This window comes from Bradyrhizobium sp. HKCCYLRH2047, assembly GCF_051168175.1.
Taxonomy (GTDB): Bacteria; Pseudomonadota; Alphaproteobacteria; order Rhizobiales; family Xanthobacteraceae; genus Bradyrhizobium.
This window is the reverse complement of the sequence record NZ_JBNPUM010000019.1, coordinates 1-16913: the sequence shown is the minus strand read 5'-3', so window position 1 is coordinate 16913 and position 16913 is coordinate 1. Positions and strand designations below refer to the sequence as shown.

Here is a 16913-nt window from a genome sequence, read left to right as displayed (position 1 = left end):
GAACTTGTATGTGGGCAGGTCGCTCGCGCACCCCTGCCTAATCTACGTACTATGGCTGTGACCCAGTGAGCTTCGGTGTCGTTGTCCGAAGCTCCAATGCTCCGGCTCCCGCTCCGGCGTCGCGGAACGACACCAGCCGGCGCTGCTGTTCGTCCCACAGCACCAGTCGGACGCAGCGCAGGCTCTCGGGCAGCGTGATGCGGCCGATCTCGCGCAGCTCGGGATGATCGCGCAGCACGACCGGCAGCCGGTAATAGGGAATCCGGCTCGAGAGATGGTGGACGTGGTGGATGCCGATGTTGGCGGTGAGCCAGTGCAGCCATGCCGGCAGGTCGTAATGTGAGCTGCCGTAGAGCGCAGCGTGCTGCTGCGTCCAGCGCTCGCCCCGCTCCCAGACGGTGTGCTCGAACTGATGCTGGACGTAGAACAGCCACACCCCGGCCATGGCGGCGAGCAGCATGATCGGCAGATGCACGACCAGGAACGCCTGGATGCCGATCAGCCACATCAGCCCGGCGACCACCAGGGCGATGCCGAGATTGGTGGCCATCGTGCTGACCCAGGGCGACCAGCCGGCCCGCATGAGACCGAACGGAAGACGGTGCTGCAGGAAGAACAGGTAAGCGGGTCCGGCCACGAACATGACCAGGGGATGGCGGTAAAGCCGGTAGCGCAGCCGCGCCCAGGACGACCGCGCCTGATATTCCCGCACCGTCAACGTATCGATATCGCCGATGCCGCGCCGGTCGAGGTTGCCGCTGCTGGCGTGGTGGATCGCATGCGTGCGCCGCCACCAGTCGTAAGGCGTCAGCGTCAGCACGCCCAGGATGCGGCCGACCCAGTCGTTCGCCTGACGCCCGGCGAAGAAGGTGCCGTGGCCGCAATCGTGCTGGATCATGAATAGACGCACCAGAAAGGCGCCGGCCGGAATCGCGATGAGCAACGACGCCCAGGCGTGGCCGAGCGAGAACGCGAACCAGGCGGCCGTCCACAGCGCCACCAGCGGCACGGCCGTGATCACCAGCTCCGTCACGCTGCGCAGGCGGTTTGGCGTGCGGTAGCTGCTGAGAATCTGCATCCAGTACCTTGCGTCGGCCGCCGCGCGGCCCCCGTCGTCGCCGGCGCGCAGCGTGGCGCGGTCCTTGGGCGGCACAGTCGCCATCGCGACTGGCTGATCGAACTGCAATGTCGTCTCCACCTTGTGTTCTTGGCGATCGCGCAGGGCGCGACCGCGGCCAAATGAACCCTGCGGACCGCCGCAGGCGTTCGAAACCAGAGCTTTCGCGGATTCAACCGGGGTCGAAGCCAAATGATTCATCATGCGCCCGACGATGAGCCGGTCTGAAAGAGCAGCCTGAGACATGCCCGCGGGGAGAGAGGTCAAGGGCGCAGGACAGAACGTAACCCGCCGGACTCCGCATTGCTAGGAGATGGCGGATTACGATCCGTTAATTCCCTCTTGTTTGCCGCGCCGATATGGCGCTGCGCTGTTTTCTCCGGGTTATTGCGGGGTGGGCCCGGGCTTCGTAGCCACAACTGCACGAGATGAGACGAGCGCAGCGATGATCCCGCCAATGACGGCCTTTTGGTGGTCATGAATCCGGGCCGGCCCCTGGCGCTTCTGCCCGGGAATGACGGGAGCAGAATTCGAGTCATCCTCACGGTGGCGGTCATCGGCCCATCGTGACGTGCCTCATCGTCCAGTACCCTGCGTGGTGTCGTGCACGAACGCCCCATCGCCGCGCGCGTCGGAGAACATGTTCCAGATCGCGATGAACATTGCGGCGATGACCGGCCCGATGATGAAGCCGTTCAGACCGAACGCCTCGATCCCGCCGAGGGTCGAGATCAGCACGACATAGTCGGGCATCTTGGTGTCCTGGCCGACCAGGAGGGGACGCAGCAGATTGTCGACAAGCCCGATCACCAGGGCGCCATAGGCGATCAGGATCACGCCGTGCCAGACCGATCCGGTGGCCAGCAGATAGAGCGCGACCGGAAACCACACCAGCCCTGCTCCGACAGCCGGAAGCAGCGACAGAAACGCCATCACGACGGCCCATAGCAGCGGCGCGGTGATGCCGAGGAACCAGAAGATCAGACCGCCCAGAGCGCCCTGCGCCAGCGCCACGACCAGATTGCCCTTCACCGTCGCGCGAATGACGACCGTGAACTTGCCCAGCAGCGCGTGCCGCTGCTCCGCGCGCAGCGGAATGGCGTTGGCGATACGCGCCGACAACGCCTCCTGGTCGCGAAGCAGGAAGAACAGCAGATACAGCATGAGGAACAGATTGACGAAGAACTCGAAGGTCCCTTGGCCGATGTTCAGCGCCTGGCCCGCAATCATCTGGCTGCCTTTCAGCAGGCCGGCCGACAGCCTGTCCTTCAGTCCGTCCAGGCTGCCGAGTCCAAAACGGTTGAGGAGATCGACCACCCATGTCGGAAGCGCCTCCAGCATCTTCTGGAAATACTGCCCGAGGTCCAACTGGCCCGACTGCGCCTGGCCGTAGACACCGGAGGCCTGCTGCGCCAGCGCCGCCCCGATCAGCGACAGCGGCAGAATGACGATCAGGACGACCAGCAGTACGGCGACGGCTGCGGCAAGCCCATCTCTGCCGTGCATCGACCGCGACAATCGGCGGTGGAGGGGAGAAAACACGATGGCCCCCACGACGCCCCACAGCACGGCGGGGTAGAATGGCAGCAGGATCCAGCCGAGCAGCAGCGTGATCACCACGAGCAGGAACAACAGAACTCGGTCTTCGAAGCTGCGCATGTCAACTTTCCAGTCTGGCCGCGACATCTGGACGCGTGCCGTGGTCTTTCGAGCGTCGCGAGTCGGCTATCGCCGAATCTAACAGGGGTCATCGCGGGCAGCCGCCATTCGGGCTCCAAGCTGGTCGCGAGATCGATGCGGCACGTTGCATGACATCCACCATCGCGTCGCAGTCCATATCACGCTCTGCGCCGGTCGACCGAACCCGACGCCAGCGACTCCGATGTCGCCTGCCCTATCGCAGCGGACAGTGCGAGCCTGGACTCTGTAACCACGACAGCTCGAGATGAAGCGAGCTGGGCGTGGGCTCACCTCATCCTCGCAGGGGCCATCCTGAATATGGATTCCGGCTCGGCCACTGGCGCGGCTGCCCCGGAATACCCTGGAATGACGACAGATTACGTGGTCACTCGCTGCGGCAAAACACCGATTTTGCCCACGCGATCAACCACAAGACCGGTTTCAAGAGCCCTCGTCCAAAATAAATCGCTTCCGAAAATCAGCAAATCAGGCGTATGCTGCCCGCGTTCCGGTCCGGATGAGGGACGTACGCGTCGTCACGATACGTTGGGCCGGCAATGCGGTGGACGTGAGGGCATCGGCGCGCATCATGTGCGGACGAACGATGCACTTGCGGACGTGAAGTCGCGTGGTCCTGACACCCCGAAGCTGGTGTCCCCGCGGCGGCGTGCGAGAAGCGCGTCGTCGCGTACGGTGGCCAACAAGCCCGGTGCACCGAGGAGAGCGCGTATAAGCGTTAAAACCTCCGCGCAGGGAATGCCGGGATGTCTCGGCTGACCTGTGGTGACTGCCGCCTGCTTTTTTTCTGCAGGCGGGCCATGGGTGCGGCCAGCGCCCGGCATTCCCTGCGCCCTCATCATGTCACGAGGGCCCGCCTATCGCATGACCCGGACGCACTGGGCGTCGCGGCGATGCTGCGGCTCGTCCTGATCCGGATCCTCGTCTGCGGCCTCCGCCCCGGTTGCCAACCGCGCGATGAGTCGCAATAAACAGCGCTTCCGAGCCGGCGCGACCGGCCCGTCGACCTGGAGGCATGATGATGACGACGAGACCGACCGCAAAATCATCCGACAAGGATGTCTGGCGCGTCGGCGTGCTGTTCTCACGCAGCGGCCTGATGGAGGTCACGGAGTCCGAGCATTTCTTCGGCACCGCGCTGGCGATCCAGGAGATCAACCGGGACGGCGGCGTGCTCGGCCGCGAGATCGAGGTCATCGCCTATGATCCGGGCTCGCAGCCTGAGACGTTCCGCAAGCTCGCCGATCGACTGCTGACCGAGGACGGCGCCTCCGTCATCTTCGGCTGCTCGACCTCGGCCGAGCGCAAGGCGGTGCTGCCGGCGATCGAGCGTCGTAACGGCCTGCTGTGGTATCCCTCGCTCTACGAGGGTTTTGAATATTCGCCGAACGTGATCTACACCGGGCCGGCGCCGAACCAGAACGCGTTCCAGCTTGCCGAATACATCGTGCGCAAGCATGGCCCGCGCGTCTACCTGATCGGCTCGGACTACATCTATCCGCGCGAATCCAACCGCATCATGCGCGACCTCGTCGAGTCCTATGCGGGCCGCGTCGTCGGCGAGCAATATGTGGCGATGGAGGCGACCGATGCCGAGCTCTCGCGCGGCCTCAATGCCATCAGGGATGCCGCGCCCGACGTCGTGTTCTCGACCATCGTCGGCCGCACCGCACAGCGCTTCTATCGGATGTATGCGCAGGCCGGCTTCGACCCGAAGCGGCTGCCTATCGCCAGTCTCACGATGGCCGAGGGCGAGGTCCGCGCCATCGGTCCCGAATATTGCGCCGGCCACCTCACTGCGGCGAGCTATTTCGGTACGCTCGCGCGCGACAGCAACGACCGCTTCAAGGCGGCGTTCGCGGCCGCCTTCGGCGCCGACAAGCCGGTCAGCATGTGGAGCGCCTCGGCCTATGCGCAGATCAAGCTGTTCGCGCTGGCGTTGGCGCAGGCGGGCAGCCTCGATACCCAGAAGCTGGTCGAAGCCGCGCTCGGCCTCAGCCTGGAGGCGCCGGAGGGACCGATGCGGATCGATCCCGACAACAACCACGTCTGGACCACGCCGCGCATCGGGCGCGTGCGCGCCGACGGGCAGTTCGACATCGTCTGGGAGAGCAAAAGCCCGATCAAGCCGGACCCGTATCTTTCAGTGTCGCCGATCGGTGGCCGCTGGCTGAGCGAAGAGGCGCTCTCAGCATGAGGCCGGATGACCGCATGAAGCCGGGGGTGCGCCGGCTGATCGAGGAGCTGCGCGGCGCGCGCGTGCTGGTGATCCATCCGCGCGATGCCGAGGGCGATGCGCTGATCGACCAGCTCAAGCGCATCGGCTGCAACGTGCGCGGCGTGTGGCCGCCGCCGGCCGCGATCCCGCACGACATCGACACCGTGTTCCAGCTGATCGAGACCTCGGAGGAGATGATCTTTCCGGAAGGCACCAGCGAGCATCCCCTCACCTTCATCGCCATCGTCGACTACGAGAATCCGACCATCCTGAAGCGGCTGCTCGACAGCAACGCGCATGGCGTCGTCAACAAGCCGATCCGCTCGTTCGGCATCTTGTCGTCGCTGGTGCTCGCGCGCTCGCTACGCGGCTACACGCGCAGGCTCGAGGGCAAGGTGCAGAAGCTGGAGGAGACCTTGAAGGCGCGGCGCGACGTCGACAAGGCGGTGAAGATCCTGATGGGGCTGAAGCAGGTCGGCGAGGTCGAGGCCTATGAGCTGATCCGCGCCCAGGCGACGCAGAAGCGCGTCGCGATGGCGGATATCGCGATCTCGATCATCAATGCGCAGGAGACGCTCGGCGGATTGGGTGTGCTGGATGCGCCGGCCTCGCGCTGAGCGGGTGTTTCCGCGCTCATGCGCTGGGCAGCCGCGGCCCGAAATTTTTGCAGCCGATGGCGTTGACTTCGTATCAAGCATGGGAATTACTTGAGGACGTCGCGGACATCGGATGTCCGCCAATGGCCGGTCGGCCATTTCACATCAGGCTATGCAGCCCTCGCATTGCGCCGCAAGGCGCAGTCGGGGGCTTTTTGTTTGGCGCGCGCGACCCTCGCGAACGCAACGGAGACTCGTGCCTTGACGACGGATGACGACAGCAAAGTGCGGATCGCCTGCATCCAGATGCAGCCGATGGTCGGCGAGTTGGCAACCAACCTCGCCCACAGCCTCGACCTGATTCACCAGGCCGTGGCGCAAGGCGCCAGGCTCGTGGTGCTTCCCGAGCTCGCCTCCTCCGGCTACGTATTCAAATCGCGCGAGGAGGCCTTCGCCGCCTCCGAGACCATTCCAGGCGGTCCCGCAGTGACCGCCTGGAGCGAGATCGCCGCCGAGCACGGCCTGCATCTCGTAGCAGGGATCTGCGAGCGCGACGGCGCCAAGCTCTACAACAGCGCCGTGCTGATCGGACCGAACGGCTATATCGGAACGTTCCGCAAGGTGCACCTGTGGAACGAGGAGAACCTGTATTTCGAGCCCGGCAATCTCGGCTTCCCCGTCTACCACACCGAGATCGGCCGCATCGGCATGGCGATCTGCTACGACGGCTGGTTCCCGGAGAGCTATCGTCTCAATGCGCTGCAGGGCGCCGACATCGTCTGCGTGCCGACCAACTGGGTGCCGATCCCCGGCCAGGCCGAGGGCCGCGAGGCCATGGCCAACATCCTGGCGATGGCGGCCGCTCATTCCAACTCGATCTTCATCGCCTGCGCCGATCGCGTCGGCGTCGAGCGAGGCCAGCCGTTCGAAGGCCAGAGCCTGATCGTCAGCTACACCGGCTGGCCGGTCGCCGGCCCTGCGAGCCGCGACAAGGAGGAGATCGTGATCGCTGACGTGGCGCTCGGCGAGGCCCGCCGTGCCCGCAACTGGAACGCCTTCAACCAGGTCCTGCGCGACCGTCGCTCCGACGTCTACGACGAGATGCTCGGCAGCGAGGTCAAACGGGGGTGGTACTGACTGCTCCACGGCAATTTTCATCTCGACCATTCACGGAGGACAATCGATGACGTCGCGTTTGATCACCACCTCGCTGGCGCTCGCCCTTGCGGCGGGAACGGCACTCTCGCCTGCTCTGGCCGCCGATCCGATCAAGATCGGCGTTCCCGTCGGCCTGTCGGGCGCCAACTCCGTCGTTGCACCGTCGGTGGTGCAATCCGCCGAGCTCGCGGTGGAGGAGATCAACGCCAAGGGCGGCGTGCTCGGCCGCAAGCTCGCGCTCGAGGTCGCCGATGACGCCTCGGGCGCGGCCGGCGCCCAGAAGGCATTCGACGCGCTGATCTTTCAGAAGAAGGTCAACGTGCTGATCTCGATGGAGACCAGCGCGGCCCGCAACGCCGGCCTGCCGATCGTCGCCCGCGGCAAGACGCCCTACATCTACACCTCGTTCTACGAGGGCAAGTCCTGCAGCCCCTATCTGTATGTCAACGCCTGGGTGCCGGACCAGCAGGTGCCGCCGATCGTCGACTACTTCAACAAGGAGAAGAAGGCGAAGAACTATTTCCTGATCGGCTCCGACTACGCCTTCGGCCGCGGCATGCTCGGCTTCACCAAGAGCTACATCGAGAAGACCGGCGGCAAGGTGGTCGGCGAGGAATATCTGCCGATGGACGGCTCGGACTGGACCTCGATCATCTCCAAGCTCAAGACTTCCGGGGCTGACGCGCTGATCACCTCGACGGCGGGCGGCGCGCCGAACGTGACCCTGACCAAGCAACTGCGCGCCGCCGGCGTGAATCTGCCTTACGGCAACCTCGCCGTCGACGAGGGCACCGCCAAGGGCATGGGTGCTGATGCCGCCGGCATCTATCTGTCGGCCTCGTACGTCACGGGCATCGACACCCCCGCCAACAAGACCTTTTTGGCGGCGATGGCCAAGAAGTTTGGTGCCGAGCTGAAGACGCCGAACGATCTGTCGGTTCCGGAGTATGAGGCGGTGTACGCCTACAAGGCGGCGGTCGAGAAGGCCGGCAGCACCGACCAGGACAAGGTGCTGAAGGCGCTGGCCGAGGTCTCGGTCGACGGCCCGCGCGGCACGATCAAGATGGACAAGCAGCGCCATGCGCCGCTGACGATGTATCTCGGCCAGGTCCAGGCCGACGGCAGCGTCAAGGTGATCCAGAGCTTTGCGAACGTCGATCCCGGAGCGCAGTGCCCGGGCAAGTCCTGATCGCGTATGCTCCCGCGGGGCGGACGCGCGTCCGCCCCGCAACCTCTCGACCGGGAATGACCATGCTGACCGTCGCCCTCGATGCCGTCACGACGGCCGCCATGCTCTTCATCATCGCCGCCGGCCTTCTGATCGTGTTCGGCGTGATGAAGATCATCAACTTCGCCCATGCCGCCTTCCTGACCGTGGGCGCTTATGCAGCCCTGGTCGGCGCGCAACTGGGCCTGCCGTGGTTTCTGATCCTGCCGCTCGCCTTCGTCGCCGGCGCGGTCTGCGGCGGCGTGACGGAGATCGTGATCGTCCGCCGGCTCTACAAGCGTCCGCTCGATGCGATCCTCGCCACCTGGGGCCTCGGCATCGTGCTCGGGCAGCTCATCACGCTGATGTTCGGCCGCGAGGTGCAGTTTGTGCAAGCGCCGATCTCGGGAACGGTGCATCTGTTCGGCGCCGATTATTCGGCCTACCGGCTGGTGATGATCGCCGCGGCCATCGTCGTCGGCCTGCTGTTCACCGCTCTTCTCAACGGCACGCGGCTTGGTCTGTCGACCAAGGCCGTGATCATGAACGAGATGCTGGCGCAGGGCCTCGGCGTCGACTCCTCACGGGTCAGGCTGATCACCTTCGCACTCGGAAGCGGACTCGCCGCGCTGTCGGGCGCACTGATCACGCCGCTGTCGAGCGTCGACCCGAACATGGGCGTGCCCTGGCTGATCGGTGCGTTCATGCTGGTCATGGTGTCCGGCGGCTCGCTGCTGGCGCTGGCCGGCTCCTGCGCGGTCCTCGGCACTCTCCAGGTCCTGGTTTCGACCTTCGTCAATCCGATCCTCGGCGGTCTCACCATCGCGATCTGCGCCGCCGTCGTGCTGCGGATCCGCCCGGAGGGTTTTGCCCGTGCCTGATGCGCGCCCCCTCGCCTCTCCTGCGTCCCCAACGAAGCGCGCGATGCCGCTCCTGATCGTCCCCGCGTTGCTGGTCGCGCTCGCCGCCGGCGTGATCGTCGTGGCGCCGCTGCTGCTCGATACCTACCTCGTGAACATCCTGGTGCGCGCCTGCTTCGTCGCCATCGCGGCGATCACCGTCGACATCATGTGGGGCTATTGCGGCACGCTGACGTTCGGCCAGTCCGCCTTCTTCGGCATCGGGGCCTATGCGCTCGCGATCATGTTCACCGAATATGGCTTCGGCCCCTGGCAGATCTGCGCCGCGATCGGCGCAGCCGTGGTGGTGGCGGCCGCTGTCGCCGCCTTCACTGGCTGGCTGTCGTTCTACCCTGGCTCGACGCCGCTCTACGCCTCCGTGATCTCGCTGGTGGTGCCGATCGTGCTGGTGCAGATCCTCTATTCCGGCGGCACATTCACCGGCTCGTCGAGCGGACTTGTCGGCTTCGAAAGCTTCGATCTGGAGATCGAGACCTGGCTGCGACTCGCTGGTTTCGGATTGCTGGCGACGGCGACGCTCGCGCTCGTCGTGATGCGCAGTGACACCGGACGTCTGCTGGCGGCGCTGCGCGACAACGACGCACGCTGCACCTATCTCGGCATCGACACGTCGCGGCTGCGTATCACGGTGCTGGTATTGTCCGCGATCGTCTCCGCGCTGGCCGGATTCTTTTATGCCGGATTCGGCGGTATCGCCGCGCCCGAAAACGCGAGCTTCAGCTTCGGAACCAACCTCGTGATCATGGTCGCGCTCGGCGGCCGCGGCACCGTGATCGGTCCGGTGATCGGCGCGCTGTGCATCGAGGTGACGAGCGCCTACCTTGCCAATAGCCTCCCCTATGTGTGGGAGCTGATCGTCGGGCTTGCGCTGATCATCGTGATCCTTGTCTTCCCGGACGGTCTGCTTGGCGCTGTGATGCGCCTGGTCAAGCGCGGCGGTTCGGGACGGCGCACTGCGACGACGCTGCGCCCGGCCGCTGCCGCCACGGCGGTCAGCAATCCGGACGCCGTTGCCATCGAAGTTCGCGCGCTCGGCAAGCATTATGGCAGTCTCGCAGTGCTGGACGGCGTGCAGTTCACGGCATATCGCGGCGAATTGTTGAGCCTCGTCGGTCCCAACGGGGCTGGCAAGACCACCTTGATCCGCTGCCTGTCCGACGGCCGCGAACGCTCGACCGGCGACGTCGCGATCGCCGGCCACGACATCGTACGGCTGCCGCCGGATCGCGTCGTTCGGTTTGGCCTGGGACGCAAGTTCCAGACGGCATCGGTGTTCGAGACCCTGACCGTCGCAGAGTGCCTGCGCGTCGCGCGGACACATGCTGATCCTCCCGCACTGACCTCGCGCGCGGTGACGCTGGCGCTGCCGCCTGCAGCCATGTCGGTCGTCGAACGCTCCGGGCTCAGCGAGCGGCTCGATGAGGAAGCGCGCAATCTGAGCCACGGGCTCAAGCAGGCACTCGAGCTCGCGATGGTGCTGTCGCTCGAGCCCGACGTGCTGCTGCTGGATGAGCCAACCGCCGGACTGACGCGCGCGGAACGGCAGAGCTTCGCCGACATCCTCACCGCCCTCGCCCGCCGCGACCGGCTCTGCATTCTCCTGGTCGAGCACGATCTCGATTTCGTGCGCGAGATATCCTCGCGCATCATCGTGCTGCACCAGGGGCGCCTCGCGCTCGACGGCTCGGTCGACGAGGTCGTGAACAGCGAGCTGGTGCGCGAAATATACACCGGACAGCATGTTCCGCATGCGGAGGCCCTCGCATGAGCAACGTTCTGGATGTTCACGAGCTGGCAAGCGGCTACGGCTCGTCGGAGGTGATCAGCAATGTCGGTTTTGCGCTCGGCAAAGCCGAAACCCTCGCGATCGTGGGCAAGAACGGCATGGGCAAGACCTCGCTGCTCAAGGCCATCGTCGGCTTCCTGCCGGCCTGGCGCGGCCGAGTGAGACTTGCAGGCAAGGACGTGACGCGGATAGCGCCGCATCTGAAGCGGAAGATGGGGCTGGTCTATGTGCCGCAGGAGCATGCGCTGTTCCAAGACCTGTCGGTGCGCGACAATCTCAGGCTCGGCGTGCTCACGGACGACGACATGACCGCGCGTTTCGAGCAGGTCGGCGGCTGGTTCCCCGTGCTCACCAAGCGGCTGAGCCAGCGGGCCGGCACACTGTCCGGCGGCGAGCAGAAGATGCTGATCGTGGCGCGCGCGCTGATGGCGAAGCCCGACGTGCTGCTGCTCGACGAGGTCACGGAAGGTCTGCAGCCGTCCGTCGTCGACCGGCTGTCCGAGGTGCTGGTGCGGGCTCGCCGCGAGATCGGCACCTCGATGATCGTGGTCGAGCAGCATCTGCCGTTCGCGCTCTCGATCAGCGACAGATACCTCGTGTTCAAGCGCGGCGAGATCGTCGATGCCGCCGCTGTCGACCGTGACTCCGCCGCGCGCATCGACGAGCACATGCGGATCTAGCGAACGCCTCGGCGGGAGAACAGCGAGATCAGCACCGGCAGCGTGATCAGGATGACCATCGGGGCCAGCATCATGCCGGTGACCACGACGATCGCGAGCGGCTTCTGCACCTGCGAGCCGATGCCGGTCGACACCGCGGCCGGCATCAGGCCGATGCCGGCGACGACGCAGGTCATCAGCACCGGACGAAGCTGCAATTCGCCGGTACGGATGACGGCCTCGATGCGGTCGACGCCCTCATCGATCAGCTGGTTGAACTGCGACAGGATGATGATGCCGTCCATCACGGCGATGCCGAACAAGGCGATGAAGCCGATCGCCGCCGAGACGCTGAACGGGATTCCGGTCAAGACGAGGCCGACCACGCCGCCGAAGATCGCCATCGGGATCACGCTCATGGCGAGCAAGGTATCGGCCATCGAGCCGAAATTGAACCACAGGAGCACGCCGATCAGCGCGAGGCTGATCGGCACCACGATCGACAGCCGCTTGATCGCGTCCTGCAGATTGCCGAACTCGCCGACCCACTCGACATGCGAGCCGGGCGGCAACTGCACCTGCTCGGCGACCTTCTGCTGCGCCTCCTGGATCGCGCTGCCGAGGTCGCGCTCGCGCACCGAGAACTTGATCGGCAGATAGCGCTCCTGCTGCTCGCGATAGATATAGGCCGCGCCCGACACCAGCTTGATGGTGGCGACCTCGCTCAGCGGAATTTGCGTAATGCCGTTCGGCCCCTGCGCACCGATGCGCAGATTCTCGATCGCCTCCGCGCTCTTGCGATATTCCGGCGCCAGACGAACGATGATCGGGAAATGCCGGTCGGAGCCGGGCTCGTAGAGATCGCCCGCGGTGTCGCCGCCGATCGCGACCTTGATGGTGGCGTTGATGTCGCCAGGCGCGAGCCCGTAGCGCGCCGCCTTGGCGCGGTCGATGTCGATCTGCACGGTCGGCTGTCCGAGCGAGGTGAACACCGCGAGATCGGTGATGCCCTGCACCGTCGACAGCACCTGCTTGATCTTGTTGGCGGTATCCGTCAGCGCCTGCAGATCATTGCCATAGAGCTTGATCGAGTTCTCGCCTTTCACGCCGGAGACGGCTTCGGAGACGTTGTCCTGCAGATATTGCGAGAAATTGAACTCGACGCCGGGGAAGCGGTCGTCGAGCTGCTTCAGCAACTCCGCGGTAAGCTGATCCTTGTCCTTGGTGCCGGGCCAGTCCTTCACCGGCTTCAGCGGCGCGAAGAACTCGGCATTGAAGAAGCCCGCGGCATCGGTGCCGTCGTCGGGACGGCCGTGCTGCGAGACCACCGCATCGACCTCGGGCCGCGCGCGGATGATCTTGCGCATCTCGTTGACGTAGGCGTTGCCCTCCTGCAGCGAAATCGTCGGCGGCAGGGTCGCACGGATCCAGAGATTGCCCTCCTCCAGCTTGGGCAGGAATTCGAGCCCGAGCAGCCGGCCGACCACCACGGTCAGCAGCACGAGACCGATCGCGCCGGTCATCACCAGATTGCGGTTGCCGACCGCCCAGCGCAGCACCGGCGAATAGATCGCGTGCAGCAGCCGCATCAGCCGGGTCTCGGTCTCCTCGACATGTGCGGGCAGGATGATCGCGCTCAGCGCCGGCGTCACGGTGAAGGTCGCAAGCAGACCGCCGGCGAGCGCATAGGCATAGGTGCGCGCCATCGGCCCGAAGATGTTGCCCTCGACGCCGCTCAGGGTGAACAGCGGCAGGAACGCGGCGATGATGATCGCGGCGGCAAAGAAGATCGAGCGCGACACGTCGGCGGCCGCCGACAGGATCGCGTGGCTCTTCATGCCCATCATCGTCTCTGGCGAGATGTGACTCTCCTCGGCCTCGGACAATGGCGTGGTCTGCGTCAGCCGGCGGAAGATCGCCTCGACCATAATGACGGTGGCATCGACGATCAGGCCGAAATCGATCGCGCCGACCGACAGCAGGTTCGCCGACTCGCCGCGCAGCACCAGGATGACGACGGCGAAGAACAGCGCGAACGGAATCGTGGCGCCGACGATCAGCGCGCTGCGCAGATTGCCGAGGAATATCCACTGCAACAGCACGATCAGACCGATGCCGACCACCATGTTGTGCAGCACGGTGTGGGTCGTGGTGTCGATCAGGTCCTTGCGGTCGTAGATGCGCTCGATGCGCACGCCCGGCGGCAGGATCGTCGAGTTGTTGATCTGGTCGACCAGTTGCTCGACCCGCGCGATCGTCGGCGAACTCTGCTCGCCGCGCCGCATCAGCACGATGCCCTGGACGATATCGTCGTTGTTGTTGAGGCCGGCGATGCCGAGCCGCGGCTTCTCCGCCACCGTGACGTTGGCGACGTCCTTCACCAGCACCGGATTGCCGCCGCTCTGCGACACCATGGTATTGGCAAGGTCGTCCATCGAGCGGATCAGGCCGACGCCGCGCACGACCGCCGACTGCGTGCCGATCTCGACCGTGTTGCCGCCGACATTGATGTTGGAGTTGCCGACCGCCTGCAAGAGCTGCGGCAGGGTCAGACCGTTGGCGACCAGCTTGTTGAAATCGACCTGGATCTCATAGGTCTTGGTCTTGCCGCCCCAGCCGGTGACGTCGATGACGCCAGGCACGGCGCGGAAGCGCCGCTGCAGCACCCAGTCCTGCAAGGTCTTGAGGTCGAGCACGCTGTAGCCGGGCGGACCACGCAGCCGGTAGCGATAGATTTCGCCGACCGCGCTCAAGGGCGAGATCTGCGGCGTGACGTTGCCCGGCAGTGGTGACAGCTGCGACAGCCGGTTCAGCACCTGCTGCAAAGCTTCGTCGTAGGTGTAGTCGAACGAAAACTGCAGCTTGACGTCGGACAGGCCGTACAACGAGATCGTTCTGATCGTGCGCAGGTTCTTGATGCCCGCAACCTGGGTTTCGATCGGGATCGTGATGTAGCGCTCGATCTCCTCGGCCGAGAGACCCGGGCTCTGCGTCACGATGTCAACCATCGGCGGGGTCGGATCGGGATAGGCTTCGATGTTGAGCTGGCGGAACGCGATCAGGCCGCCGATCAGGACGGCGACGAACATTCCGACCATCAGGAAGCGCCGCTGGACGGCGATGGCGACGAGGCGGTCCATTCAGATCGGCACTTTCAGGAAGGCAGGCGGGAGGCGCGCATCTCAGCTGCCCGAGGCTGCGCGATCGATGAACAGGCTGCCCTTGGTGACGATCTGCTCGCCTGCGCTCAGATTGCTTTCGACGGCGACCTGATCGCCATTGATCAGACCGGTCTTGATCTTGCGCAGCTCGATCGACTTGTCGGGACGGGCGACCCAGACGCGAACCTGGTTGCCTTCGTAGATCAGCGCCTGTCGGGGCACTGCAACGGCAGGCTGTTCGCCTGGCGAATAGATCGTCACGTTGGCGAACATCTCCGGCTTCAGCAGCCCGTCCTTGTTGTCGATGGTGGCGCGGACGAGCAGCCTGCGGCTCGCCGGGTCGATCGAAGCGGCGACGTAGTTGATGCTGGCCTTGAGCGGCCGGCCGGGCAGCGCCAGCACGTTGACGAGGATTTCCTCGCCGATGTTCACCAGCGCCGCATCGCTCTCACGGACGAACGCGGTCAGCCAGACCGTGGAGAGATCACCGATCACGAAGACCGGGTCGCTCGCGCCGGAATTGACATATTGTCCGGGGCCGACCTTGCGCTGCACGACCGTGCCGGCGATCGGCGAGTAGATGGTGATCTCGCGGTCGATCACGCCCTTGCTCTGGAAATCGGTGATCGCGGCATCGGTGAAGCCGAGGATACGCAGCTTGTTGCGCGCGGCCTCCAGCGCCGTTTGTGACGACCGCATGTCGTTCTGAGCCTGAACGGAGGTCGCCTCCGCCTGCTGAAAATCCTTCAGCGGGATCGCCCGGCCTTCGAAGAGGTCCTTGGCGCGCTTGTACTGGATGTCGGCGAGGTCGAGCGCGGACTTCGCCTTGTTCATCGCGCTGATGGCGGCGATGAAATCGTTCTGGGCCTGCACCGTGTCGGCGGCCTCGATCACGAACAGCGGCTGGCCCTGGCGCACGGTTTCGCCGGGACGGGCGAGCAGCTTGGTGACGCGGCCGGCATAGGGCGAGAAAACCGGTGTCGAGCGATCCTCGTCGACGGCAACCTTGCCCTCGGTAATGTGCTCGGCACGAAATATCTTCTCACACACCGGCTCGATCGTCAGCGTCGACCATTCCGCCGCCGACGGCGTGAAGGTGGTGCCGTTGCGCTTGGACTGGCTGGAGAGCTCGATATTGTCTTTCGCCGCCGATCGCGACGGGAGCTGCATGTAGCCATAGCCGCCCGCGCCGGCCATCGCCAGGGCAGCAAGGCCGATCAGCAGCCGCTTGGTGCTGAGCATCTGCGGAGATGGGTTCATGTCAGACGCCATGGCTGGTCAGATAGGCTCGCTTTATCTGTCGACGATTCCGGCTCTGGCGGTCTCATCGTGGCGCTAATAGTGCGGAACTGGAGCTTTAAACAACCTAAAAATCGCCCAACTCGTCCCTGTTTTGCTTTAAAAATTTGAAAGTTCAACGACAGCCGTTCAGCTTGCATTCAGCTCGTTCCGGGCAATCGCGGTTGCACCGCGGCGCACCATGGACGCATCGACGGCGCCGCGGATCGCCGGGACGGTGTCGCCGGTCGATGAGCCAACCTCCGCGGGTACGCCTCTACTCCGGCCTCACCTTTTGTGCTCCGGCTCGGGCGAGATCGCAACGTCGTGCGTGTTCGCGAAAATCGAGTCATGGTTTCCATGGCCCTGCGATGGCTGGCGGCCATGCGATCATCGATGGCAGCCTCGATCAGGTGACTGGGACGCGCACATGAAGACGCAGTCTCGCGGCGCAGATGCGTCCGAGTCTTGCTGATTTTCTTGCCGATCGCTTCACCCTCTCGTGAACAGGGCGCAGGGAAGGCCAGGCGCCGGCTGGCGCCTGCGGCCCGCCTGCGAAAAGAATGCAGGCGGCAGGTACCACAGGTGCAGCCGAGAACGCCCGGCCTTCCCTGCGCGATGGTTTTCACGGTTATAGCGCGCTCTCCCCGGTGTCCGGCTTGATAGCCACCGTCGTCGGCGGGATCATCACCCGCGGACTTAGCGCCAGCGTCGGGGCGCCAGGACCACACGCCTTCCCGTCCGTGCCACCCCGTTCGTCCGCGTAGCCAAGCTACGCTGCTGCATGAACACAGCCATCGCTGCCCGCCCCGCGTGTCGTGACGATCGCGCGCTACGCCCCTTCTTCATGGAGCGGGATGCGCGGAATAGAGCATGATTTCTGAAAAAATGAAAGAGGAATTTTGGAGTGGAGCGAAGTTTTCCGGATTTCTGAATTCCAATGATGCGACCTCTGCCGGTGGGCAGGTCGCGCAGCGCCGTTATCAGCTTAAGTTAGGTCCTGGATGCGCTGTGAGATACAGCGCCCTCTCCCCTTGTGGGCTACCGCATTCACACATCGATGTTGAATACGGGAAGAACGTCTGATTCCCTGTCATTCTCTTTCGGAGGAGGCT

At 64.9% G+C, this 16913-nt stretch carries 11 protein-coding genes; 7 read left to right on the top strand and 4 right to left on the bottom strand.

Annotation, left to right across the window (positions count from 1 at the left end; genetic code table 11):
- Positions 1–49 precede the first annotated feature (49 nt).
- Positions 50–1078 carry a fatty acid desaturase gene (locus tag ACQR1D_RS29765; protein WP_434894247.1) on the bottom strand — a complete coding sequence of 343 codons (1029 nt, stop codon included), beginning with the start codon at positions 1076–1078 and terminating at the stop codon, positions 50–52.
- Between the two features lie 615 nt (positions 1079–1693).
- Positions 1694–2776 carry an AI-2E family transporter gene (locus ACQR1D_RS29760; RefSeq protein WP_434894245.1) on the bottom strand — a complete coding sequence of 361 codons (1083 nt, stop codon included), beginning with the start codon at positions 2774–2776 and terminating at the stop codon, positions 1694–1696.
- A gap of 1060 nt (positions 2777–3836) precedes the next feature.
- On the opposite strand from ACQR1D_RS29760, the gene ACQR1D_RS29755 reads away from it, so the two are divergent.
- The 7 genes from ACQR1D_RS29755 (at position 3837) to ACQR1D_RS29725 (ending at position 11380) form a co-directional block, all read left to right on the top strand.
- The gene (locus tag ACQR1D_RS29755) at positions 3837–5012 is read left to right on the top strand and encodes a transporter substrate-binding domain-containing protein (RefSeq protein ID WP_316183057.1); all 1176 of its coding nucleotides are present in this window, start codon (positions 3837–3839) and stop codon (positions 5010–5012) included.
- Between the two features lie 14 nt (positions 5013–5026).
- A complete protein-coding gene (locus ACQR1D_RS29750; RefSeq protein ID WP_172131072.1) occupies positions 5027–5650 on the top strand; it encodes an ANTAR domain-containing response regulator in 624 nt (207 codons plus the stop codon).
- 240 nt (positions 5651–5890) lie between these two features.
- The gene (locus ACQR1D_RS29745; RefSeq protein WP_434840349.1) at positions 5891–6766 is read left to right on the top strand and encodes a nitrilase family protein; all 876 of its coding nucleotides are present in this window, start codon (positions 5891–5893) and stop codon (positions 6764–6766) included.
- A 46-nt stretch (positions 6767–6812) separates the two neighbouring features.
- The gene (locus tag ACQR1D_RS29740) at positions 6813–7976 is read left to right on the top strand and encodes a substrate-binding protein (RefSeq protein WP_316215918.1); all 1164 of its coding nucleotides are present in this window, start codon (positions 6813–6815) and stop codon (positions 7974–7976) included.
- A 62-nt stretch (positions 7977–8038) separates the two neighbouring features.
- Complete coding sequence (locus ACQR1D_RS29735) at positions 8039–8875, top strand: branched-chain amino acid ABC transporter permease (protein WP_434840350.1); 837 nt, start codon at positions 8039–8041, stop codon at positions 8873–8875.
- Between the two features lie 43 nt (positions 8876–8918).
- Positions 8919–10682: a branched-chain amino acid ABC transporter ATP-binding protein/permease gene (locus ACQR1D_RS29730; RefSeq protein WP_434894246.1), complete on the top strand. Its 1764-nt coding sequence runs from the start codon at positions 8919–8921 to the stop codon at positions 10680–10682.
- Positions 10679–11380, top strand: a complete 702-nt coding sequence (locus ACQR1D_RS29725; RefSeq protein ID WP_434840352.1) for a branched-chain amino acid ABC transporter ATP-binding protein — start codon at positions 10679–10681, stop codon at positions 11378–11380. Before ACQR1D_RS29730 ends, ACQR1D_RS29725 begins: the two co-directional genes overlap by 4 nt.
- On the opposite strand, the gene ACQR1D_RS29720 is transcribed toward ACQR1D_RS29725, so the two are convergent.
- A complete protein-coding gene (locus ACQR1D_RS29720) occupies positions 11377–14499 on the bottom strand; it encodes an efflux RND transporter permease subunit (protein ID WP_434840353.1) in 3123 nt (1040 codons plus the stop codon). The genes ACQR1D_RS29725 and ACQR1D_RS29720 overlap by 4 nt on opposite strands.
- Before the next feature lie 42 nt (positions 14500–14541).
- Positions 14542–15780 (bottom strand): efflux RND transporter periplasmic adaptor subunit, encoded by a 1239-nt coding sequence (locus ACQR1D_RS29715; RefSeq protein ID WP_434840354.1) that lies wholly within the window; start codon positions 15778–15780, stop codon positions 14542–14544.
- Positions 15781–16913 lie beyond the last annotated feature (1133 nt).